This window comes from Thioalkalivibrio sp. ALMg9, from assembly GCF_000380625.1.
Lineage (GTDB): Bacteria > Pseudomonadota > Gammaproteobacteria > Ectothiorhodospirales > Ectothiorhodospiraceae > Thioalkalivibrio > Thioalkalivibrio versutus.
The window spans coordinates 18,412-38,984 of record NZ_AQYC01000003.1; the positions used below are offsets into that span (position 1 = coordinate 18,412).

At 66.1% G+C, this 20,573-nt stretch carries 20 protein-coding genes and 1 pseudogene; 6 read left to right on the top strand and 15 right to left on the bottom strand.

Translation table 11 applies throughout. The features are described 5' to 3' along the window. Positions 1 to 63: 63 nt before the first annotated feature. Positions 64 to 636, bottom strand: a complete 573-nt coding sequence (locus tag F792_RS0100170) for an NUDIX hydrolase (protein WP_018167878.1) — start codon at positions 634 to 636, stop codon at positions 64 to 66. 1 nt (position 637) lies between these two features. Continuing rightward, complete coding sequence (locus F792_RS0100175) at positions 638 to 1,252, bottom strand: BMC domain-containing protein (RefSeq protein ID WP_018167879.1); 615 nt, start codon at positions 1,250 to 1,252, stop codon at positions 638 to 640. Positions 1,253 to 1,518: 266 nt separating this feature from the next. Here F792_RS0100175 and F792_RS0100180 point away from each other — a divergent pair, with 266 nt between their 5' ends. The 3 genes from F792_RS0100180 to F792_RS0100190 all read left to right on the top strand — a co-directional run bounded on the left by F792_RS0100180 (position 1,519) and on the right by F792_RS0100190 (position 5,021). Then, a complete protein-coding gene (locus F792_RS0100180) occupies positions 1,519 to 3,540 on the top strand; it encodes a site-specific recombinase (RefSeq protein ID WP_018167880.1) in 2,022 nt (673 codons plus the stop codon). Next, positions 3,530 to 4,564 (top strand): alpha/beta fold hydrolase, encoded by a 1,035-nt coding sequence (locus F792_RS0100185; RefSeq protein WP_196799397.1) that lies wholly within the window; start codon positions 3,530 to 3,532, stop codon positions 4,562 to 4,564. The genes F792_RS0100180 and F792_RS0100185 overlap by 11 nt, the downstream gene beginning before the upstream one ends. A 70-nt stretch (positions 4,565 to 4,634) precedes the next feature. Next, positions 4,635 to 5,021, top strand: coding sequence for a YajD family HNH nuclease (locus F792_RS0100190; protein WP_018167882.1), 387 nt, complete (start codon positions 4,635 to 4,637; stop codon positions 5,019 to 5,021). Between the two features lie 30 nt (positions 5,022 to 5,051). Here F792_RS0100190 and F792_RS14360 read toward each other — a convergent pair whose 3' ends face one another. From F792_RS14360 to F792_RS0100205, 3 genes and pseudogenes are all read right to left on the bottom strand, one after another. Continuing rightward, positions 5,052 to 5,594, bottom strand: coding sequence for a hypothetical protein (locus tag F792_RS14360; protein WP_231362617.1), 543 nt, complete (start codon positions 5,592 to 5,594; stop codon positions 5,052 to 5,054). Positions 5,595 to 5,605: 11 nt separating this feature from the next. Then, positions 5,606 to 5,932, bottom strand: a pseudogene (locus F792_RS14070) (hypothetical protein); the annotation flags it as partial. 21 nt (positions 5,933 to 5,953) lie between these two features. Further along, positions 5,954 to 6,991 (bottom strand): DUF21 domain-containing protein, encoded by a 1,038-nt coding sequence (locus F792_RS0100205; protein WP_018167884.1) that lies wholly within the window; start codon positions 6,989 to 6,991, stop codon positions 5,954 to 5,956. Positions 6,992 to 7,226: 235 nt separating this feature from the next. Here F792_RS0100205 and F792_RS0100210 point away from each other — a divergent pair, with 235 nt between their 5' ends. Further along, positions 7,227 to 7,676, top strand: coding sequence for a host attachment protein (locus tag F792_RS0100210; RefSeq protein WP_018146209.1), 450 nt, complete (start codon positions 7,227 to 7,229; stop codon positions 7,674 to 7,676). A 63-nt stretch (positions 7,677 to 7,739) separates the two neighbouring features. Here the strand turns inward: F792_RS0100210 and F792_RS0100215 are convergent, their stop codons facing one another. Together F792_RS0100215 and F792_RS0100220 are read right to left on the bottom strand one after the other, a co-directional pair. Next, positions 7,740 to 8,339 carry a histidine phosphatase family protein gene (locus F792_RS0100215; RefSeq protein WP_018167885.1) on the bottom strand — a complete coding sequence of 200 codons (600 nt, stop codon included), beginning with the start codon at positions 8,337 to 8,339 and terminating at the stop codon, positions 7,740 to 7,742. A gap of 107 nt (positions 8,340 to 8,446) precedes the next feature. Next, on the bottom strand, positions 8,447 to 9,043 hold the full coding sequence (locus tag F792_RS0100220; protein WP_018167886.1) for a histidine phosphatase family protein: 597 nt from the start codon (positions 9,041 to 9,043) through the stop codon (positions 8,447 to 8,449). A 162-nt stretch (positions 9,044 to 9,205) separates the two neighbouring features. On the opposite strand from F792_RS0100220, the gene F792_RS0100225 reads away from it, so the two are divergent. Then, positions 9,206 to 10,030, top strand: a complete 825-nt coding sequence (locus F792_RS0100225) for a proteasome-type protease (protein WP_018167887.1) — start codon at positions 9,206 to 9,208, stop codon at positions 10,028 to 10,030. 19 nt (positions 10,031 to 10,049) lie between these two features. Here F792_RS0100225 and F792_RS0100230 read toward each other — a convergent pair whose 3' ends face one another. Together F792_RS0100230 and F792_RS0100235 are read right to left on the bottom strand one after the other, a co-directional pair. Further along, a complete protein-coding gene (locus tag F792_RS0100230) occupies positions 10,050 to 11,009 on the bottom strand; it encodes an alpha-E domain-containing protein (RefSeq protein ID WP_026313083.1) in 960 nt (319 codons plus the stop codon). 1 nt (position 11,010) lies between these two features. After that, positions 11,011 to 12,459, bottom strand: a complete 1,449-nt coding sequence (locus F792_RS0100235) for a circularly permuted type 2 ATP-grasp protein (protein ID WP_018167888.1) — start codon at positions 12,457 to 12,459, stop codon at positions 11,011 to 11,013. Between the two features lie 111 nt (positions 12,460 to 12,570). Between F792_RS0100235 and F792_RS0100240 the strand changes: the two genes are divergently transcribed. Next, the gene (locus F792_RS0100240) at positions 12,571 to 12,849 is read left to right on the top strand and encodes a hypothetical protein (protein WP_018146215.1); all 279 of its coding nucleotides are present in this window, start codon (positions 12,571 to 12,573) and stop codon (positions 12,847 to 12,849) included. 182 nt (positions 12,850 to 13,031) lie between these two features. Here F792_RS0100240 and F792_RS0100245 read toward each other — a convergent pair whose 3' ends face one another. From F792_RS0100245 to infB, 6 genes are all read right to left on the bottom strand, one after another. Continuing rightward, complete coding sequence (locus tag F792_RS0100245) at positions 13,032 to 13,649, bottom strand: class I SAM-dependent methyltransferase (protein WP_018167889.1); 618 nt, start codon at positions 13,647 to 13,649, stop codon at positions 13,032 to 13,034. A 69-nt stretch (positions 13,650 to 13,718) separates the two neighbouring features. Further along, positions 13,719 to 15,806 carry a polyribonucleotide nucleotidyltransferase gene (gene pnp, locus F792_RS0100250; protein WP_018167890.1) on the bottom strand — a complete coding sequence of 696 codons (2,088 nt, stop codon included), beginning with the start codon at positions 15,804 to 15,806 and terminating at the stop codon, positions 13,719 to 13,721. Positions 15,807 to 15,928: 122 nt separating this feature from the next. After that, positions 15,929 to 16,198, bottom strand: a complete 270-nt coding sequence (gene rpsO, locus F792_RS0100255) for a 30S ribosomal protein S15 (RefSeq protein WP_018146218.1) — start codon at positions 16,196 to 16,198, stop codon at positions 15,929 to 15,931. 114 nt (positions 16,199 to 16,312) lie between these two features. Continuing rightward, positions 16,313 to 17,284: a tRNA pseudouridine(55) synthase TruB gene (gene truB / locus F792_RS0100260; RefSeq protein WP_018167891.1), complete on the bottom strand. Its 972-nt coding sequence runs from the start codon at positions 17,282 to 17,284 to the stop codon at positions 16,313 to 16,315. Between the two features lie 31 nt (positions 17,285 to 17,315). Further along, positions 17,316 to 17,783 (bottom strand): 30S ribosome-binding factor RbfA, encoded by a 468-nt coding sequence (gene rbfA / locus F792_RS0100265; RefSeq protein ID WP_018167892.1) that lies wholly within the window; start codon positions 17,781 to 17,783, stop codon positions 17,316 to 17,318. Further along, positions 17,783 to 20,548 (bottom strand): translation initiation factor IF-2, encoded by a 2,766-nt coding sequence (gene infB / locus F792_RS0100270; protein ID WP_018650398.1) that lies wholly within the window; start codon positions 20,546 to 20,548, stop codon positions 17,783 to 17,785. Before infB ends, rbfA begins: the two co-directional genes overlap by 1 nt. Positions 20,549 to 20,573: the final 25 nt, after the last annotated feature.

The following is a 20,573-nucleotide window of genomic DNA, read 5'->3' on the forward strand; positions in this document are numbered from 1 at the left end:
CGACTATAGCGCCCACTCGCGTTCGCGGGAACGGCGCACGGAAGCGCCGAAGCCGGGGCAGGATCAGCGCAGGTGGGTGTGCTGGTAGGTACGCAGGCGTCGGGTCTTCTCCACCATGCGCCAGAGGGAACGGCAGTTGTTGTAGCGCGAGACGTGCTGCAGCGGCACCCAGAGGATGTCGTTCGACTCGTCGCTGCCGGGCACCGGCAGGCGGTCGTCGATCTCCAGCAGGAAGCGCACGTCGATGTGCTCGTGCATCGGGAAATGCGGGCTGGCCGGGATGGTGTGGATGTCGAGATCGAAGACATCCTCTTCCACCAGGCGGATCTGCTCGGGGGCAAGGCCAGTCTCTTCGTGGGTCTCGCGCAGCGCCACCTGCAGGATGTCGGCCTGGCCGTCGGCATGCCCGCCGGGCTGGAACCAGCGGTGGTGCTTGCCGTGCAGCAGCAACAGGGCCTGCTCACGATCGGGGCTGACCACCCAGGCGGAACCGGTTACATGCGCGGGCAGGAGATCGCAGTGGAAGCAGTCCGGATGCTCGCTGACGAACTCCAGGGCGCGGCGGACGTAGCCGGCCTCCTCGATGAAGGTCGTCTGGTGTCGGGCGAGCAGGTCCAGCAGCTGGGCGCGATGCATCTCAGGTCCCGGCGGGGTTGTGCAGCGCGTGGATCGCCGCGCGCGCGGCCTCGTCCACATCGCCCTCTCTGCCGGCCAGGGTCAGTCGGCCAAAGGCCCCCACCGCACGCACGTCGATCAGCGAGACGTTGGCGGCCTTCAGGGCCTGGTTCGCGGCATAGATGATGTACCCCGCCGGCTCCGCCTCGAGGATGAACATGCTCTGTTCCGGCAGGATCATGTTGCCGCGACGGTTCTGGCGGTTGATCAGCACGGTGTGATCCGGGGTCATCCCGCGGATGGTCTCCTGCCACGGGATGCGGCAGGGCTGGCGATCGTCCTGGCTGGCGCCCAGGCGTGCCAGCAGCACGCGGCCGGCCTCCTGCACATCGCTCTGGTCGCGGTGGTGGATCACCATGGAACCGAATTCGCGCTCCACCACCTGCTGCGCGAGGTGCACGTTGGTCGCCTTCAGTGCGACGTCGGTCAGGCGGTGCACCGCCATCCCCGGGGACACTTCCACCCACAGGCAGGAGTCTCCCGGAACGGGCAGGAAGCCCTGGGAGACCGTAGCCATGTATTCCGCCAGCTGCGGCTGGAGGGAATCCATGTAGACGTAGGTGCGCAGCTGGATCATCGATTCGCTCTGGGCCAGGGCCCGCGGCCCATGGTTCCCGCACGTCGCGGCCCGAACCCGCGCGGGAATCCGCGCACGCCTCATGCAAGCCGCCCCGAAATGGGCGGGCTCGCGTGCACACGCGGGAGAATTGGAGGACGTATTGTGAACGCAGCGCGCCCCAAGCTCAACGTTGAGTGCCTTCACGGGCCGGCCTTCGGGCGGCCACACGTCCCGGGAAGACGCTCGTATAATGCAACGCCAACCCCGCAGCCACAGGGATTGTCATGCCGAAGCAGGATGCGGAACACCTCCTCGCCAGCGTGGAAGACGCCGATCTCGATCTGGCCGAGACCCTGCGACAGCTCGTGGACTGGCTGCGCCCGGAGGACCCGCGCAATGTCGCGCCGGTGATCTCCCGTATTGAGCAGTTGACCCTCGCCCTGGGCGAGAACCCGCGCCTGCAGGACCGGCTGCGTGAGCGCCTGGAGGACGGGCTGGAGGACGCCCGGCACCTGACGCTGTACACCGGGATCGGGCTGTTCTCGCGCAAGGGTTTCTTCCGCGAGGCCGCGGAGCTGATCTACGAGCGGATCAATCCGCGCCCGATGGACCGGCGCGACCTGAAAGACGTGCTTTATCACGTGTTTCACCAGACCGATGACGCCGCCTGGGTTGCGGCCCTGCCGGACGATGCCTGGTGGCGCCTGCTGGAGGCCCTGGGCTGCCTGACCGGGGAACACCCCGGGGTCCTGCAACGGGCACGCGAAGAAATCCTCTACGCCCTGGAGATGCTGTCGATCTGGGTGGCCGCGGAGGAGCTGGAGCCGGAACTGCTGCGCCTGGACCCGTCGATCGCCGAGCACAACTCGGCCTTTGTCGCCCAGGAGCGCGAGATCTCCGCCTATGTGCGCGACTACCGAGCCGCGCTGGAAGACCCCGATCACGAGCGCATGGATGACCGCCATGCCCGGGTGCTACTGGAGCAGTGCAGCGAACAGATCGCGCGCCTGCGCCAGCTGGCGATCACCCATGGCAACAGCCTGTCGCTCACCCACCTTCTGGAACGTCTGGACCAGACCCTCGGCCGCATTCACAAGCTACTGGACCTGCTGGAGCCGGACGCGGACCGCGACACGCGCGCGGCCTCGGTCGGGGTGTTCCGCGAACTCATCACTATCAGCGCCCGCCAGCACGGCGTACGCGCGCTATGGCAGGACAACATCAAGCTGGTTTCGCGCAGCATCACCCAGCAAGTCAGCGACACCGGCGAGCACTACATCACCCAGTCGCGCAGCGAATACTTCCAGATGCTGCGCTCCGGAGCCGGCGCCGGGCTGATCATCGCGGTCATGGCCCTGATCAAGATCCAGATTGAATCCCTGGGACTGTCCCACGCGGTCAACACCCTGTGGGTGAGCCTGAACTACGGCCTCGGCTTTGTGCTGATCCACATCCTGCATTTCACCGTGGCCACCAAGCAGCCGGCAATGACCGCCGCGCGTCTGGCCGCCGCCATCGAAGAAAGCGAACGCGGCACAGCCGATCCACGAACCATGGCCGATCTCCTGATGCGGGTGGGCCGTTCGCAGTTCGCCGCAGTACTCGGCAACGTGGGCATCGCGCTGCCGACCGCCATCCTGATCGGTCTGTTTGCGGCGGGTCTGTTCAGCGCACCAGTCCTGTCCGGTCGTGAGGTCGACTACCTCGTGGACGGGCTGCACCCGATCATGGGCCTGGCGCTATTCTTTGCCGCGATCGCCGGAGTCTGGCTGTTCGTCTCCGGCCTGATTGCGGGCTTCTTCGACAACCGCTGCGCCTACCTCGACCTGCCCGGCCGCCTGCGCGAGCATCCGCTGCTGCGCCGGTTGCTGCCGACCGGGGCACGCCACCGCCTGGCCGACTGGATCGGCCACAACTACGGTGCACTGATCGGCAACTTCCTGTTCGGCGTGCTTCTGGGAGTGACCGGATATGTCGGCTACCTGCTGAACCTGCCACTGGACATCCAGCACGTCGCCTTTGCCTCGGCCAACCTCGGCTATGTCACCGCCAGCGAAGCGCCCGGGCTGGGCATGTTCGTCCTGTTTCTGGTGTTCGTGCTGCTGATCGGGGCAGTTAACCTGTGGGTCAGCTTCGGGCTCGCGCTGTACGTTGCGCTGCGCGCCCGTGGCGTGCGCATCGGGACCTTTGGCCGCGTCGTTCGCGCCTATGGTCGCCACCTGCGCGAACGTCCGGGCGAATTCCTGTTCCCGCCCGGCGCGCAGACCACGACCAACGGAGGCGACGACGAGTCCGATGCTCGTTAGCAGGGCCTTGCGTCTGCTGGCGCCGACACTCGCGCTATCGCTCGCCGGCTGTGCCGGGACGGTACCCAGCCCGTCCGGTGACGAGACCCGCACCCCGCTGATCGCCTCCGAGGTGATCCACACGGCGGATGGCGACCGGCTGCCGCTGCACCGCTGGGGGCCGGACACCCCCGAGCGGGTTGTGCTGGCCCTGCACGGCTTCAACGACCACGGTGGCAGCATGCAGGCGCTGGGCGAGGCGCTGGCCGGGCACGCCATTGCGGTGTATGCCTATGACCAGCGCGGCTTCGGAGCCACGCGCAACGCCGGCTACTGGTCCGGTCACCGACTGCTGGCCGAGGACGCCCGCACCGCACTCCGGCTGCTGCAAGAGCGCTACCCCGACCAGACGCCCTACCTCATCGGCAAGAGCATGGGCGGCGCTGTCGCGCTTCTGGCCATGGAGGAAACGACCGATTCCGCCACTGCATCGCCCCGGGTCGCCGGCACGGTCCTGATCGCCCCGGCGGTCTGGAGCCGTGGCGACATGCCCTGGTATCAGCGCTTCGGCCTGTGGCTCGGGGCGCGCCTGGCGCCCGGCTGGCGCCTGGACGGCGAGATGGCCGCTGACCTCGACATCCACCCCACCGATGACCCCGCGGTGCTACAACAGATGCGTGACGACCCGCTGGTGTTGCGTGATGCCCGCATCGATGCCCTGGACGGCCTGACCACCCTGATGACCCACGCGCTGGAGGCGGGCCCGGCTTTGCCCCCACCGAGCCTGACGCTGTACGGAGCGCGCGACGATCTGGTGCCACCCTTGCCCCTGGCGCGCCTGCTGGAGGCCCTGACCGCCCAGGGATCCGATGACCATCGGGCCGCGCTCTACCCCGAGGGCTATCACATGCTGACCCGGTATACCGGGGCCGAGACCACCTTTGACGACGTCGCCGCCTGGCTGCGGGACCCCGAAGGAAGCCTCCCCTCGGGCCACGAGCGTTCGCCCGACGCCCTGGCGCAGTACCTGCGCGAAAAGCACTGACTCGGGTTTCTCTGGCCACCACCGCGCGCTGGCGCTACGGTGGACCCAGCCAACCTTCGGAGAACGCCCTATGAGCCACTCGACCCCCAACCGCCTCGACGACCTGGTTGCCCGCAGCCGCCGCGACCAGGCGGAACGGGAACAGGGCTACCGCGAGCAAGCGTTGAAGATGTATCCGTGGGTATGCGGCCGCTGCGGGCGCGAATTCACCCGCGTCAATCTGCGCGAGCTAACCGTGCACCACCGCGACCACAACCACGACAACAATCCATCCGACGGCAGCAACTGGGAGCTGCTTTGCCTGTACTGCCACGACAACGAACACCAGCGCTACACCGACGCCACTCCGGGCAGCGGCAATACGGCGAGCACCTCCTCGGCCACCCACAACCCCTTTGCCGGGCTGGCCGGGTTGCTTGACGATAGCGACCGGGGCGGCGACGACCCGAAAACGTAAAACGACTGCGGGCTGGATGTCGGCATCGGGTCAGAGCCGGCGCCACCAGAACTGCAATGGCTTGAGACTCTCCTGCCTCTCGCCGATATCCGGCCACGGGAAGTGGCCAACCCGCCCCTCGGCGCGCCGGTAGCCGCGCTTTTTCCAGAACCCGTCCAGGGACCGGTAACCGGCCGGGCGTCGCGGGTGATCCTCCGGGCGCACCACCGCGCAGAAGGTGGCATGGGCAAAGCCCAGGCGCCGCGCTGCCGCCTCGCGCTCGTCGAAGAACCGATGCCCCGCCCCCGAGGGAGACGCTGATTGAATCGCGCTCTCGCGTTGGTGCCCCCTGTTTTCCGAGACAAGGCGCGTCGTGCAGCGGGTAGTGGTTCTACCCGCAAGCGGCGCAACGCAGGATCGGGGAACAGGGGGCACCAACCCCACAAGCGATTGAATGCAGGGGCTCGGCCGCCCGTTGTTGACGAGAACGGGCGCGCGAACAGCGTTGCGGCTCCCTTGTGCAGAATGACTGCACGGCAGTCGCCGCGCCTTGTTCGCACGCAAAAGCGACTCGAGCGCGAGCGCGCGATTCAATCAGCGTCTCCCTGGCCGCGGAAGTCCGGCTCCAGTACCGATTCCGCCAGGTAGTAATACGCCGCCGGGTCCAGTCCTTGCTCAAGGAACGGGGCCTGGAATTCCGCCTCGGCCGCAGCCAGCGGCAGCGCAGTGGAGGCCCCCACGACGCGATCACCTTCCAGCGCGAGTACCAGCGTACTGTCCGGGCAGCCGACGTAGTCCTGCAGATACCGCTCTTCGTACTCCGCGCTCCCGTCGTAGAGATATGGCCACTCGCGGAAGACTGCGATGCGCAGGCGTGCAACATCCTCCAGATAGGGGGCAATCCCCGCCCCTCCCACGATCCTGAACTCCATTCGCCCCCCCCGGTATCACAATCAAACCGGCGCCGGCGTGTCCGCAGGGGCCTCCCGGCCGACACCGCGCAAGAGGCGCCCAAGGATATCCGACCCACTCAATATCCGGCGCTGACTATCGGTCCACAGCAGGATCACGTCGTCCCCAACCACCGTGTCACCGCTGCTGGCCGGGCGCACCCGGAAATGGGGTACCAGGCTGCCCAGCCGGTGGCTGCCATCACGCACGACCAGCGGGTGATGGCAGTGATGGTGGGGATCGAACCGCTCCGGCGCAAACAGCGCCTCGCGGGTAAAATCCGCGACCCGGATCACCGTGCGCGGCTCGCCCTCGGGATCGATGACCACCATCCAGCTGCGACCCGGTCCATTGAGTCGACGCAGGAACGCATCATCGGTACGGGACTCGATCGCCGGGAACACCGGACGCCCGGCCTCGAAGCCCAGCGTGATCACGCTGTCCGGGGCCAGCGCCTGGCCCTCGTGTTGCACCAGGATGTCGTCCAGCTCGAGGAAATTCCGCGCGCCCCGCCCCTCGACCCGGGTAATCTCGCTGCCGTGGGCCTGCATGTGCAGGTCGATCAGGTGATGCAGGTCCCGCTCGGGGAAGAAGCGAATCTCCTCGCCCCCCAGCCAGCGGTCCAGCACCCAGGCAGTGGGCCGTGCCACCGGGTACATCAGGATCTGGTAGAAGCGCAGCAGTGGATACAGCGCCCCGGCGACCCGCAGGGCATGCCGCGAAAAGTAGGACTGCGGCAGAATCTCGGCAAAGATCGTGATCACCACGGTAGAGAACAGGAATGCCGCCACGCCGCCCATCACCGAACCCGACAACAACGCCAGCAGCACGTTGACGGAGACGTTTCCCCAGAGAATGGTCACCAGGGCAAAGTTGGCATCGGCGCGCAGGGCCAGCAGGCGCTCCGCGCGCCGGTCACCCTTCTGCGCCTCGACCTCCAGCTCCAGCTTGCTGCGCGAGAACAGTCCGAGATTGAGTCCGGACAGAATCGCCGATTGGGACAGGCAGACGAGGATACCCAGCCAGGTGAGGACGCTCATGGGGTCTTTTCCTTGGGCAACACGGCGCACGAACGGGAGAGGCTTCAGGGTACCGCGTGGCAAGCCGTGCGCGCCCGCACGGAACGTTCGTTTCGTCGTGCCAAGCCGCACCCGCAAACCGGCAAAACATCTACACTCGGAGATGGGGCCGATGCCTGTCGGGCCGGCACCACAGCGGCCCGGTACGTCAGGAAACGGCCGGTCGGGCCACCGAATACGCTACAGGAGGATCTGCATGGATACTGTCTGGATCGTTGTCGCCGACGCCGCACGAGCCCGCATCTTCACCTGCGAGGGCCGTGCCTGCCAGGGGATGCACGAGAGCGAGACGCTCTCGCACAGCGAATCCCGCGCCCACAATCAGGATCTCGTCTCGGATCGTCCCGGGCGCAGCTGGAGCAGCGCCAGCGGGGACGCCCGCCACGCCATGCAGGACAGCACCGACCCGGCCGCCAACGAGCGCAACCGCTTTGCCCGTCAGGTGGCCGAACGCCTCAAGTCCGCCCATAACGACGGCACCTTCAAAAAACTGGTGATCGTCGCCGCACCCTCGTTCCTGGGCGCCCTGCGCGAAATGCTGGACCCGACCGTCGCCCATAGCGTCACCGCCGAGGTCGCCAAGAACATCACCAAGTCGACCGACGCCACCACCCTGCGCAAGCACCTGCCCGACTTCCTCTACTAGGCACCATTCCAGCCCTGGCCCCGCATAGCGGGGCCAGGGGCGACCGGTCGGCTCCAACGCCCCTCATCGCTTGCCGAGATCGTCCGGCTTCAGCGTGCCCAGCAGGCGCGGGCCGTCCGCGTGTGGCTCGAACACCGCCATTTCCGCCTCCTCGATTTCCACATCCGCGGCGTGGCGCAGGTTGAGATCGTGGCCCACAACGACGATGTTTTGCTTCGGATCCCTGGGCGGAGTATTCAGATGCCCCCGAAGGCCTTCGATCAGGTCCTCGCGGCGCTCATCGTCCTGGATAATCGGCAGATTGTAGAGCTCGGTCCGAATCTCGTAGTCACCGAAGGCATAGTGCGCGGTCTCCCAGTTACGGCAGAACTCGCTGGTCAATACCTGCTCCACCGGGATCGCGTAATGATCGAAGCCCTTGCCCACCTGGCGCGCCTGCTCGCGCCCGCGCGTACTCAGATTGCGCTGTCCTTCGCAATCGTCCATGTCGGACAGGTCGTAGTCGTCATGCGAACGATCGGTCGCCGCATGCCGCCAGTACACCACCAGCCCACCCGCCTGCATACGCTCGATCAGCGCATCCGGTGCCAGCGTCCCCGCATTTGCGGTAGCGAACGCCACCAGCAACAGGGCCAGGATTGCGCCCAGCATCCCATTTCGCATGCCGTCCTCCTCGCGAGTGATGGATTGGGTGTTTCCCTTGTGTGCAGACGCTCTGCGGCCGCGGTACCCGGCACCCACCGGGCCCGCCCCTCACAGTCTCCCGGGTCTCAGTCGAAGTCGTCGGGCGTCAGCACCCCGAGTACCCGGGGCGAGTCGCTGCCGGGCTCGAACACGGCGATTTCACCCTCGTCGATGCGAACCCGGGCGGCCTGCTGAAGATTGATGTTGTGGCCCACGATCACCACGTTCTTCCCGGCATCCCCCGGCGCCGTCACCAGATAGCGCCGCAATGCATCGACTAGCTCCTGCTGGCGCTGACGGTCACGCACTGGCGGCATATTGAACAGGTCGTCACGGACCTCCCAGGAATCCTCGCCGAAGGCAATCCGGGCGCTGTCGACATTGCGGCAGAAGGGCGAGCTCAGGATGCGCTCGACCGGGATCGCGTGACGTTCGAAGCCCTCGCCCACCTGACGCGCCTGCTCGTGCCCGCGGTCGTCGAGATTGCGCTGCCCCTCGCAACGGCTCATGTCGGCCAGGTCGGTGTCCCGCTGGCTGCGGTCGGTGGCCGCATGCCGCCAGTAGATCACCAGCCCACCCGCCTGCATGCGCTCGATCAGCGCATCCGGGGCCAGTGTGTCGGCGCTCGCGATTACGGGGGAAAATCCAAGGATGATCAGGAACAAGAACCAGCGCCGCAGCATCGGGACCTCCAGTGAGAACGGGGTTCAACGAAGCAAGAGACCGTCATCCAAGGGCATCGGTTCGATGCATATTCTGGGCGCAACCATCCGCCCGGCGCGTTGACGCCCCCCGACCCCAGCCCTAGTATGCCGTCACCCCCTTGCCCGGAAACCCGCGTCCCCATGACCTATTGTGTCGCCATCGATCTGGACGACGGTCTCGTCTTCGCCTCCGACTCCCGCACCAATGCGGGCGTCGACCAGGTCAGCACCTACAGCAAGATGCACACCTTCGAGATCGAGGGTCAGCGGGTCTTTGTGGTCCTCGCTGCCGGCAACCTCGCCACTACGCAATCCGTGGTACAGCAGCTCAAACGGGACATGGAAGAAGGTGCCGACGAGAGCCTGGCCACCGTGGAGCGCATGTCGGATGCGGCCGACTATCTGGGCCGGCTCAACCGCGAAGAGGCGGAAAAGCACTCCGAGGCACTGTCCCGCTCCGGCATCAAGGCCGAGGCCACGCTGATCATCGGCGGCCAGATCGGCCAGGACGCGCCAGCGATCTTCATGGTTTACCCGCAGGGCAACTACATCACCACCTCGCAGCAGACACGCTTCTTGCAGATCGGCGAGAGCAAATACGGCAAGCCGATTCTGGACCGCATCATCGACCCGACCACCCCGCTGGGCGATGCCGCGCGCTGTGCCCTGGTCTCCATCGACTCGACGATCCGTTCGAACCTGACCGTGGGGCCACCGATCGAGGTGATGGTCTATGAGCGCGGCACCCTGACCTTCGACCATTACCTGTGCCTGGAGACGGACGACGACTACCTGCGGTCGCTCACCCAGGCCTGGGACATGAACATCAAGAAGGCCTTCACCGACCTGCCGCGCTTCGACTGGGAATCCGCCCACGAACGCAAGCTGCGCGGGACGCGCGTCAGCCGCGGCTCCGGCAAGACGGCGGGGTCTTCCTCGACCAAGACGAAAAAGCCGCGGCGCTGAACACGGCAGCGCGGCGACGCTACGCCGCCTGAGTCTGCACCTGCGCCGGCGAGGCCAGGAACCAGGTCTCGGCGTTCGCGCCGTGAATATCTCCGATATCCCGCTGCAGCACGTCGATGAAGGCGTGCAGGGCCTCTTCCTTGATCAATTCGTCCACGTGCGCATCGGCCGCGTGACGGCGCCCCTGGATCACCAGGCGCAGAGGCAGTTCGTTGTTCGGCAGTTTTTCCAGCGCGTCCTGTACCTGGGTCAGGGCGTGGGTAACCGACCGCGGGAAGGCGGTGTCCTGCAACAGGTAGCGAACCACATCCACGCCGTTGATACGCCGCTTCACATGCTGACGATACATCTGGAAGCCGCTCTCCGAACGCAGGATGCTGGTCCACAGCAGTCCCTCGTAGGGCCCCGGATCCTCGCCATCCTTCTTCAGGTGACGCAGTGCGCCAACGTCGATCTGCCGCGTCCCCATGTCGGCCCGCTCCAGGTTGCGTCCCAGGCGGATAAAGTCGTAGGCGGCATCGTGGCTCATGGTTCCGGCCAGCAGCCCGGTCAGGGTCTGGCAGCGCTGGATCACGTCCGAGAGGAATTCGAAACGCCCGCGCTTGCCGATACCCTGATCGATATGGTCGCGCGCGAACAGATAGAGTTCGTTCATCACCTCCCAGGCCTCGGAGGGCACCAGATCGCGCGTGGTGCGAACGTTCTCGCGCGCGGCGCGCAGGGAGTTGAGGATGGAGCTGGGGTTGTCGGCATCGGCCAAGAGGAACTTCACGCAGTTACGTTCATCTTCGCGCTGGTAGTGGTTGTCGAACAGGGCCTCGTTACCGGTGACGTCCACCAGCCCCTTCCAGGACAGCTGCACCGATTTCGGCATGTCCAGCGCCAGCAGATTGAAGGCCATGACCATGCGCGCCGTGTTCTCGGCACGCTCCACATAGCGCGCCATCCAGTACACGCGTTCTGCGACTCTCGAGAGCATCTTAGTTCTCCTCGTCCACGATCCAGGTGTCCTTGCTGCCCCCGCCCTGCGAGGAGTTCACCACCAGCGAGCCCTTGCGCATCGCCACGCGGGTCAGCCCGCCGGCGGTCACGTCGGTGCGCACCCCCTGCAGGACGAACGGGCGCAGATCCAGGTGCCGCGGTTCGATCTCGTCACCGCACAGCGTCGGGGCCACCGAAAGGTCCAGCGTCGGCTGGGCGATGTAATTGCGCGGGTCTTTCTTGATCAGCTGCGCGAACTCGGCCCGTTGCTTCTTGGTTGCGTGCGGGCCGACCAGCATGCCGTAGCCACCAGACTCGTTGGCCGGCTTCACCACCAGCTCGTCAAGGTGATCCAGCACGTAGGCACGATCCTTCTCGTTGACGCAGAGATAGGTCGGCACATTGGGGATGATCGGTTCCTGATCCAGGTAATAGCGGATAATGTCCGGCACAAAGGCATACATCACCTTGTCGTCGGCCACGCCCGCGCCCGGCGCGTTGGCGAGCCCCACGTTGCCCTGGCGCCAGGCGCGCATCAGCCCGGGCACGCCCAGCATCGAATCCGGATTGAAGACCTCCGGATCCAGGAACTCGTCGTCGATGCGCCGGTAGATGACGTCGACGCGCTCCAGACCATCGATGGTGCGCATGTAGACGCAGTCGTCGTCGCCGACCACCAGATCCGCGCCCTCCACCAGCTCCGCGCCCATGCGCTGGGCGAGGAAGGAGTGTTCGAAGTAGGCCGAGTTGTAGATCCCCGGCGTCAGCACCGCGATCTCCGGGTAGTCCTGCGGACGCGGCGAGATCGAGGCGAGCATGTCGAACAGCTGGGTGGGATATTCATCCACCGGCAGGATGCTGGAACTCTCGAACAGCTCCGGGAACACCCGCTTGGTGACTTGCCGATTCTCCAGCATGTACGACACGCCGGAGGGCACGCGGAGGTTGTCCTCCAGCACGTAGAACTGCCCCGAGCCGTCGCGCACCAGGTCCGAGCCGCAGATGTGTGCCCAGACGCCCTGCGGCGGCTTGATGCCAACACACTGTTCGCGGAAGTTCTTTGACTGGTTCAGCACGTAGCGCGGAATCACCTTGTCCTGGAAGATCCGCTGCTCGTTGTAGATATCGTCAATGAACAGATTCAGGGCATTCAGGCGCTGCTCCAGGCCGGCCGTGACCTGATCCCATTCCTTGCGCGCAATGACCCGCGGGATGATGTCGAACGGCCAGGCACGGTCGATGTTCTCGCCTTCAGTGTAGACCGTGAAGCTGATACCCATCTCGAGAATCGCGCTGTCCGCGGCCTGCTTGCGGCTGTGGATCTCGCCCGCGTCCAGCGAGGCCAGGTATTCCGCGAGTGCCCGAGCCCGAGGGCGTGGCTGGCCAGGTTTCTCGATCAGTTCGTCGTAAAACGGGGCGGAATCGTATTGCTTCCAGTCGATGGCCATTCGTCGGGTCCTCTGACGCGGGGATGGTGTTGTTCTACAGTAACGCCTTTTGGCGACAGTCGACGTTTCTGCCCACAGCGTTTCGTCCGGCCCGCCCCGACCGAGGTTCCCATGTCCGACGCACTCGAACAGCGCCTGATCGAACTCTACCGCCACCCAAAGATCCAGGGATGCAACTGGCAGCCACGGTTGTTCTGGTATGCGGCCGCCGACGGCACGCCCTTCGGCAGGTTGCGGGTGGACGGGCGGGAACTGGAGGTCTTCCTGGCAACAATCCTGGGGGAACCTTCAACGGAACAGGCCGGGCTGGATGCCGAGCGGGATGGCCGCGGGCAGTTTCTCGCCGCCAATGCGCGGCGCCACGAGCTGCCGTTGTTCACCCGCCGCTGACCAACCATGGCCTTGTCACAAGCCCTGCCATCGCAAGGAATGTAGCGACATGGCGGCCTTCCTGGGCGGCCAGGCAACCGAACCGAACAAAACGCAGGGGGGTGCGGACGGAGGTTGCTTCCTTCGTCGCTGCGCTCCTCGCCATCACGGGGCTCGTGGCGGCGCCATGCGAGGACGAACGTTCAGACAGGCTTGCGGAATTCGACCTGTTTCCAGTAGCCGAACAGGCTCGCCGGGGCGACCATGCAGGGCTCCTGCCCGGTCACGCGCACGAAGTCCTCGTATTCCATGTCCGGCCGGAACCCAACGGCCTTCGACAGCGGCCGCAGGCAGCGCTCGACGCCGCGCAACAACCATTGCTGCGAGGCAAAGTGGTTGACCACCAGCAAGCGCCCCCCGGGGCGGCAGACTCGCCACATCTCGGCGAACAGGGCATCGGGGTTGGGCACCACGGTTGCCACATACATCGCGACCACCGCGTCAAAGCTATTATCGGCGAAGCCGAGCTTTTCGGCATCCATCTCGCACAGGCCAGATACTGCCGGCAGACCACCGTTCAGGCGCCCACGCGCAACCTCCAGCATCTCGCGGGATACATCGATCCCCACCACCTCGCAGTCATCCGGGTAATCCGGCAGCGAGATCCCGGTGCCGACCCCGACCTCCAGGATGCGCTTGCCCGAGACCGGCGCCAGGGTCTCCCGCGCGCTGGCGCGCCCGGTCGCGAACACTCGACCGAAGGTGGCGTCGTAGTGGCGAGCGTAGCGCCGGTAACTTTTGCGAATACTGACGAGGTCCATGCCCACGCGTCCCGAATCTGAATGGCCGGACGCCGGGAAAAGCAGCGCCCGTGATCGAAGCGAGTCCGATCAGGACTCGGGTTCGACCGCCTTCATGCTCAGACGGATGCGGCCCTGCTTGTCCACTTCCAGGACCCGCACCGTCACCGAATCCCCTTCCGCGAGGAAATCGCCGACGCTCTCGACACGTTCATCGGAGATCTGCGAGATGTGGACCAGACCGTCACGGCCCGGCAGGATCGAGACGAACGCCCCGAAGTCCATGATCTTCGCCACCTTCCCGGTGTACTGGCGCCCCACCTCGATATCCGCGGTCAGCTCTTCGATACGGCGCTTGGCCTCGAGGCCCGCCGCCTGATCGGTGGAGGCGACCTTCACCGTGCCGTCGTCCTGGATGTCGATGGTCGCGCCGGTCTCTTCGGTCAGTGCGCGAATGGTCGCCCCGCCCTTGCCGATCACGTCGCGGATCTTGTCCGGGTTGATCTTCATGGTGATGAAGCGCGGCGCGTGCGAGGACATCTCGTCACGATGATGCGGCAGTACTTCGTTCATGCATCCGAGGATATGCATGCGGCCCTCACGGGCCTGGGCCAGCGCCCGCTCCATGATCTCGCGGGTGATCCCGTCGATCTTGATGTCCATCTGCAACGCGGTCACGCCGTCGTTGGTGCCGGCCACCTTGAAGTCCATGTCCCCCAGATGGTCCTCGTCGCCGAGGATGTCGGAGAGCACGGCGAAGCGATCGCCTTCCTTGATCAGGCCCATCGCAATACCTGCAACCGGGGCCTTCAGCGGCACGCCGGCATCCATCAGCGCCAGCGAGGTACCGCAGACAGAGGCCATGGAGCTGGACCCGTTGGATTCGGTGATCTCGGAGACCACGCGAAGCACATAGGGGAAGTCCGCCTCGTTCGGCATCACCGCCTGCACGCCACGCTTGGCGAGGCGCCCGTGCCCGATCTCGCGGCGCTTGGGTGTCCCGACAAAGCCGGTTTCGCCGGTGCAGTAAGGCGGAAAGTTGTAGTGCAGCATGAAACGGTCGCGGCGCTCGCCTTCCAGGGCGTCGATGATCTGGGCATCGCGATCGGTGCCGAGGGTGGCCACCACCATTGCCTGCGTCTCGCCCCGGGTAAACACGGCGGAGCCGTGCGCGCGCGGCAGCACGCCCGTATCCACGTGGATCGGGCGCACCGTCTTGGTGTCGCGGCCATCGATGCGCGGGTTGCCGTCGAGGATACGATCACGGACCAGGCGGTACTCCAGGTCGTGGAAGGCCGTCTTCACGTCATCCAGGCTGGGCCCGGACTCGTCTTCACTGACCAGGGCCTCCACGGCCTTGCCGCGCAGTTCGCCAATGCGCTGCGTGCGCGCCTGCTTCTCGGCGATCTGGTACGCCTCCACCAGTTCCTCGCCGACCACCCCCTGGATCTGCTCCTCGAGCGATTCGAGCGACGCTGCCGGCTGCCACTCCCACGCGGGCTTGCCGGCCTCGGCCGCCAGTTCCTTGATCGCCTGGATCGCGGCCTGCATCTGCTCGTGGCCGTACATCACCGCACCCAGCATCACCTCTTCGGAGAGCTGGTTGGCCTCGGATTCGACCATCAGCACGGCGTTCTCGGTACCCGCCACGACAAGATCAAGGTCGGAATCCGCCAGGGCGCTGTAGGTCGGGTTCAGAAGATATTCACCGGCGCGGTAACCGACTCGCGCGGCGCCAATCGGCCCGGCAAAGGGCACGCCGGAGAGCGCCAGCGCGGCCGAGGTCCCGAGCATCGCGGGGATATCGGGATCCACCTCGGGGTTGATCGACATAACCGTCGCGACCACCTGGGTCTCGTTCTTGAAGCCTTCCGGGAACAGCGGACGGATCGGTCGGTCGATCAGGCGGCAAGTCAGGGTTTCCTTCTCGCTCGGGCGCCCCTCGCGCTTGAAGAATCCACCCGGGATCTTGCCGGCCGCGTAGGTGCGCTCCTGGTAGTTCACGGTCAGGGGGAAGAAGTCTCGGCCCGGGTCGGCTTCCTTGCGAGCCACCACGGTGACCAGCACCACGGTCTCGGCCATATTGACGATGACGGCGCCACTGGCCTGACGAGCGATGTCACCGGTTTCGAAGGTGACCGTATGGTTTCCGTACTGGAATGACTTCTTGTATGCCACGTTATTTCCCGTTTCCCGTGTTCTTGCGACTTTGATGCCTGAATTCTCGCTCTCGCGACCCATTGGTGCCGGCCCGAAAGCGAACGGGCCCGCACCAATGGCGCGGGCCCGTCATGCCGGCCTTAGCGGCGCAGCCCAAGCTCCTGAACCAGGGCCTGATAGCGCTCCTGGTCATGACGCTTGAGATAGGTCAGCAACTTGCGGCGCGTGCTGACCATCTTCAACAGGCCGCGGCGCGAGTGATGATCCTGCTTGTGCTTGTCGAAGTGCCCCATCAGATGCTGGATGCGGGCCGTCAGCAGCGCGACCTGGACTTCCGGCGAACCGGTGTCGTTGGGATCGCGCTTGTGCTTCTCGACGATGGCCGATTTTTCTTCGGTGGTGAGCGACATGAAAACCTGACTCCTGAAAAATTTCTAAACCGTTAACCGACCAGTGGCGCTGGCGATAGGCGGGCAATGGTAGCACGACGCACGACGACGTGAACAGAAAGAGACCGGGCACGCTCAGGCCGGCGCGTGCGCCGCCGGCACGAACAAACGGCGCGCCCGGATCTGCCCGTCGGGGTCGCGAACACCGACCGCCAGGAAGCGGCCACCATCATCAAAAATCCGCACCAGGGGCCAGCCAGTATCCCCTTCGTACGGCGCATCCGCCGCCCCTGGGGCCTGCCCGACCACGGCGGTCGGCGCGGCCGGGTTGCCATGGCGCATGGCGGCGCTGGCGGCGGCGTCGAGCGTGACCGACGGCCAGTGCGCCAGCGCCGCCTCCGCCGGTTGCAGCAAGGCCTCGATGGCGGCGACCCCGCCCGCCTCGAAGGCCGCCTCAATGGCATCCAGCGAGACCATCGCGGCGGCGTCGAAGTGGCCGTGCCCGACCCGGTGCAACGTATCCACCGCCGCTCCACAACCGAGCGCATGCCCGATGTCGGCAACCAGCGAACGGATATAGGTCCCCTTGGAGCAATGCACCGTCAAACGCAGGCCGTCCGCCGCGATCTGCTCGATCTCCAGGGAATGTATCTGCACCGGACGCGGGGGGCGATCCACCTCCACACCCTGACGCGCGAGCTCATACAGGCGCTTGCCCTGATGCTTTAGGGCCGAGACCATTGGCGGGACTTGCGCCTGGTCGCCACTGAACCGCCGCTCCAGCTCGCGCAGGGTGGCCGGCTCGATGGGCGGCACCGCCGCCTCGCGGATCACTGCGCCATCGAGGTCCGCGCTGTCCGTCTCAACCCCCAGGCGCGCCTCGGCGACATAGCGCTTGTCCGCATCCAGCAGCCAGCCAGAGACCTTGGTGGCCTGCCCGAAGCACAACGGCAAAAGGCCCGTCGCCCGCGGGTCCAGTGCCCCGGTATGACCGGCCTTCTTCGCCTGCAACAGATACTTGACCCGGCCCAGCGCCTGGTTGGAGCTGCGCCCCCGCGGCTTGTCCAGCAACAGGATGCCGTCGACCTCGCGCCGCTTGCTCGCCATGGATGAAACGCCCGGCCGAAAACGCCCGGGCTCAGGCCCCGCGTTCCGGTCCCTCGTCCGGATCGCGTCGCTCGTCGGAGCCACCGTCATCTGCCGCGCCGTCCCCATCCGGGGCCTCGGGATCGTCCGCATGATGCGCCCGATCCTCGGCCAGCGCCTGGTTGATCAGTGACGACAGGTGCGCACCGCGCTCCGGCGTATCGTCATAGATGAAGCGCAGTTGCGGCACCGAGCGCAGACGCATGCGCTGCCCCAGGGCCCGACGCAGAAAACCGGCGGCGCTGTTCAAGCCCTTCTGCGCCTCCTGACCCTTCTCGGCCCCGCCGAGCTGGGTGAAATACACTCGGGCATACGCCAGATCGCGCGACACCTCGACCCCGGCCAGCGTGATCATGCCGACCCGCGGGTCCTTGACCTCCATGCGGATGAGCTCGGCCAGCTCGCGCTGGATCTGCTCCCCGACACGGTCGGAACGATGGAAGTCGCGGTTACCGGGCATCAGAGCGTCCGGGCCACCTCGACGCGCTGGAAGACCTCGATCTGGTCACCCGCCTTCACGTCGTTGTAGTTCTTCACCGCGATACCACATTCGGTACCGGCCTTGACCTCGTTCACATCGTCCTTGAAGCGACGCAGGCTCTCCAGCTCGCCCTCGTAGATTACGACGTTGTCGCGCAGCACGCGGATCGGGTTGCCCCGCTTGACCGCGCCCTCCATCACCAGACAGCCGGCCACCTGACCAAAGCCCGAGGCCTTGAACACGTCGCGCACCTGCGCCAGGCCGACGATCTCTTCGCGGATCTCGGCCGACAGCAGACCGGACAGCGCCTGCTTCACGTCGTCGATCGCCTCGTAGATCACCGAGTAGTAGCGCACGTCGATCTCGTTCTCCGCCGCGAGGCGCTTCGCGCCCGCATCGGCACGCACGTTGAACGCGATCACGATCGCCTCGGAGGCCATCGCCAGGTTCATGTCGGACTCGGAGATCCCGCCCACCCCGGCGGAGACCACCTTCACGCGGACCTCGTCGGTGGACAGCTTGATCAGCGACTCGCGCAGGGCCTCGGCCGAGCCCTGCACATCCGCCTTGATCAGGATGTTCACGGTCGCGATCTGGCCGTCCTGCATCTGGTTGAAGATGTTCTCCAGCTTCGACGCCTGTTGCGCGGCCAGCTTGCGCTCGCGCTGCTTGGTGTCGCGATGTTCTGCGACCTCGCGGGCCGTCTTGTCATCGGCCACCACCAACACCTCGTCGCCAGCGTCCGGCACCCCGGACAGGCCCAGGACCTCGACCGGCATCGACGGGCCGACTTCCTTCACGGCCACACCAGTGTCGTCGAACATCGCCCGCACGCGGCCGTATTCCTTGCCCGAGAGCACGATGTCGCCGTGCTTGAGCTTGCCGGACTGGACCAGAATGGTCGCCACCGGACCGCGGCCTTTCTCCAGGCGCGATTCGATGACCACACCACGCGCCGGACCCTCGTCCGGGGCCTTCAGCTCCATCACCTCGGCCTGCAGCCCCAGGGACTCCAGCAGATCGTCGATCCCCTGGCCGGTATGGGCGGAGACCTGAATGAACTGGGTATCGCCGCCCCAGGACTCGGGGATGACCTCGTGCTGGGCCAGTTCGTTCATGACCCGATCCGGTTCGGCCTCGGGCTTGTCGACCTTGTTGACCGCCACGACCATCGGCACGCCCGCAGCCTTCGCATGCTGGATCGCCTCGATGGTCTGCGGCATCACGCCGTCATCCGCCGCAACCACCAGGATCACAATGTCGGTGGATTGGGCGCCGCGGGCACGCATTGCGGTAAACGCGGCATGCCCCGGGGTATCCAGGAAGGTCACGCCATCGTGGTTGTTCTTCACGTGGTAGGCGCCGATGTGCTGGGTAATCCCGCCTGCCTCGCCAGAGGCGACCTTCTCCTTGCGGATATAGTCCAGCAGCGAGGTCTTCCCGTGGTCGACGTGACCCATCACGGTCACCACCGGCGGCCGCGGACGGGCCTCGGCATTCTGCTCGAGACCGGTATCGATCTCGTCCTCGACCGAGGTTTCCTTCGCGGCGATCGGGTTATGCCCCATCTCCTCGACCACCAGCATCGCGGTGTCCTGATCAATCGACTGATTGATGGTCGCCATCACGCCCATGCCCATCAGGGCCTTGATCAGCTGCGGCGCCTTGATCGCCATCGCCTGGGCCAAGTCGGCCACGGTAATGGTTTCCGGCACCTCGACATCCCGCACCACCGGCGCGGTCGGCTTGGCAAAGCCGTGCTTGCTGGTCACGGCCTGAGCCGCTGCGGACTGGGCCTTGCGGCTCTCGCCCTTCTTGCGGCGACCGCGGCGGTCCCCGGCGACATGCAGTTCCTTGCGCTCGTCTTTGCGACCACCCTTGCGGGCGCCCTTGCCGGCCTTGGCATCGGCTGCCGGGGCAGCAGCCGCCGGAGCGGCCTGCCGGGCTGCGGCTTCGCGCTCCAACCGTGTCTGTTCTTCCTTCTCGCGCTTGGCCTCCTGGGCCTCGAGCTCTTTCGCCCGACGCTTCTGGCGTTCTTCGCGTTCAACGGCTTCCTGCTTGCGCGCGTCGGACGCCTTGCGCTGGGCTTCGCGCTCGGCCTCCACCTGCAGCGCCAGCTGCTCGGTACGGCTAAGCGGACGTTTCGGCTTCTCGGGCACGGGCTCCGGTTCGGCAGCGGGCTCCTCGACTGGGGCCTCTTCGGCCAGCTCGGGTTCCGGCTCGGCCGGGGTCTCGACGACCGGCTCTTCGGCCTTGGGCTCCTCGACCGGCACCTCTTCGGCGACCGAGGTCTCGTCCTCGACCGGGGCCTCGGGGGCCGCTTCTTCCGCCGGGCCGGCGGCACGGATTTCTTCCGGGGCCTCGGGCGCCGGGGCCTGTTGCTCCTCGGCTACCGGCGGCTCTTCCACCGGGGCCTCGGGCTGTGCCTCGGCGGGCTTGGGCTTCAGGGTCCGCTTCTTGCGCACCTCGACGTTAACCGTCTTGGAGCGCCCCTGGCCGGAGCTGACCTTGAGGGTCTGCGCCTGGGTCCGGCGCTTCAGGGTCACGCGCCCTGCGTCGCCCTCGCCATGCGCCTGACGGAGGTGATCGAGCAGCTTGCGCTTTTCGGCATCGGTGATCGCCGCTTCCGGACCATCGACCTCGACGCCCGCCTCCTTGAGCTGAACCATGAGGCGGTCAACCGGTGTTCCCACCGATTCCGCGAATTGCTGCACTGTCATTTGCGCCATGGCGCCTACCTCCATTCCAGATTCTTTTCAGGCCAACCGA

What these genes read in the sequence shown, in the direction of transcription:
- F792_RS0100170 (WP_018167878.1), bottom strand. Translation starts at nt 636, where the DNA reads ATGCATCGCGCCCAGCTGCTGGACCTGCTCGCCCGACACCAGACGACC.
- F792_RS0100175 (WP_018167879.1), bottom strand. Translation starts at nt 1,252, where the DNA reads ATGATCCAGCTGCGCACCTACGTCTACATGGATTCCCTCCAGCCGCAG.
- F792_RS0100180 (WP_018167880.1), top strand. Translation starts at nt 1,519, where the DNA reads ATGCCGAAGCAGGATGCGGAACACCTCCTCGCCAGCGTGGAAGACGCC.
- F792_RS0100185 (WP_196799397.1), top strand. Translation starts at nt 3,530, where the DNA reads ATGCTCGTTAGCAGGGCCTTGCGTCTGCTGGCGCCGACACTCGCGCTA.
- F792_RS0100190 (WP_018167882.1), top strand. Translation starts at nt 4,635, where the DNA reads ATGAGCCACTCGACCCCCAACCGCCTCGACGACCTGGTTGCCCGCAGC.
- F792_RS0100205 (WP_018167884.1), bottom strand. Translation starts at nt 6,991, where the DNA reads ATGAGCGTCCTCACCTGGCTGGGTATCCTCGTCTGCCTGTCCCAATCG.
- F792_RS0100210 (WP_018146209.1), top strand. Translation starts at nt 7,227, where the DNA reads ATGGATACTGTCTGGATCGTTGTCGCCGACGCCGCACGAGCCCGCATC.
- F792_RS0100215 (WP_018167885.1), bottom strand. Translation starts at nt 8,339, where the DNA reads ATGCGAAATGGGATGCTGGGCGCAATCCTGGCCCTGTTGCTGGTGGCG.
- F792_RS0100220 (WP_018167886.1), bottom strand. Translation starts at nt 9,043, where the DNA reads ATGCTGCGGCGCTGGTTCTTGTTCCTGATCATCCTTGGATTTTCCCCC.
- F792_RS0100225 (WP_018167887.1), top strand. Translation starts at nt 9,206, where the DNA reads ATGACCTATTGTGTCGCCATCGATCTGGACGACGGTCTCGTCTTCGCC.
- F792_RS0100230 (WP_026313083.1), bottom strand. Translation starts at nt 11,009, where the DNA reads ATGCTCTCGAGAGTCGCAGAACGCGTGTACTGGATGGCGCGCTATGTG.
- F792_RS0100235 (WP_018167888.1), bottom strand. Translation starts at nt 12,459, where the DNA reads ATGGCCATCGACTGGAAGCAATACGATTCCGCCCCGTTTTACGACGAA.
- F792_RS0100240 (WP_018146215.1), top strand. Translation starts at nt 12,571, where the DNA reads ATGTCCGACGCACTCGAACAGCGCCTGATCGAACTCTACCGCCACCCA.
- F792_RS0100245 (WP_018167889.1), bottom strand. Translation starts at nt 13,649, where the DNA reads ATGGACCTCGTCAGTATTCGCAAAAGTTACCGGCGCTACGCTCGCCAC.
- rpsO (WP_018146218.1), bottom strand. Translation starts at nt 16,198, where the DNA reads ATGTCGCTCACCACCGAAGAAAAATCGGCCATCGTCGAGAAGCACAAG.
- truB (WP_018167891.1), bottom strand. Translation starts at nt 17,284, where the DNA reads ATGGCGAGCAAGCGGCGCGAGGTCGACGGCATCCTGTTGCTGGACAAG.
- rbfA (WP_018167892.1), bottom strand. Translation starts at nt 17,783, where the DNA reads ATGCCCGGTAACCGCGACTTCCATCGTTCCGACCGTGTCGGGGAGCAG.
- infB (WP_018650398.1), bottom strand. Translation starts at nt 20,548, where the DNA reads ATGGAGGTAGGCGCCATGGCGCAAATGACAGTGCAGCAATTCGCGGAA.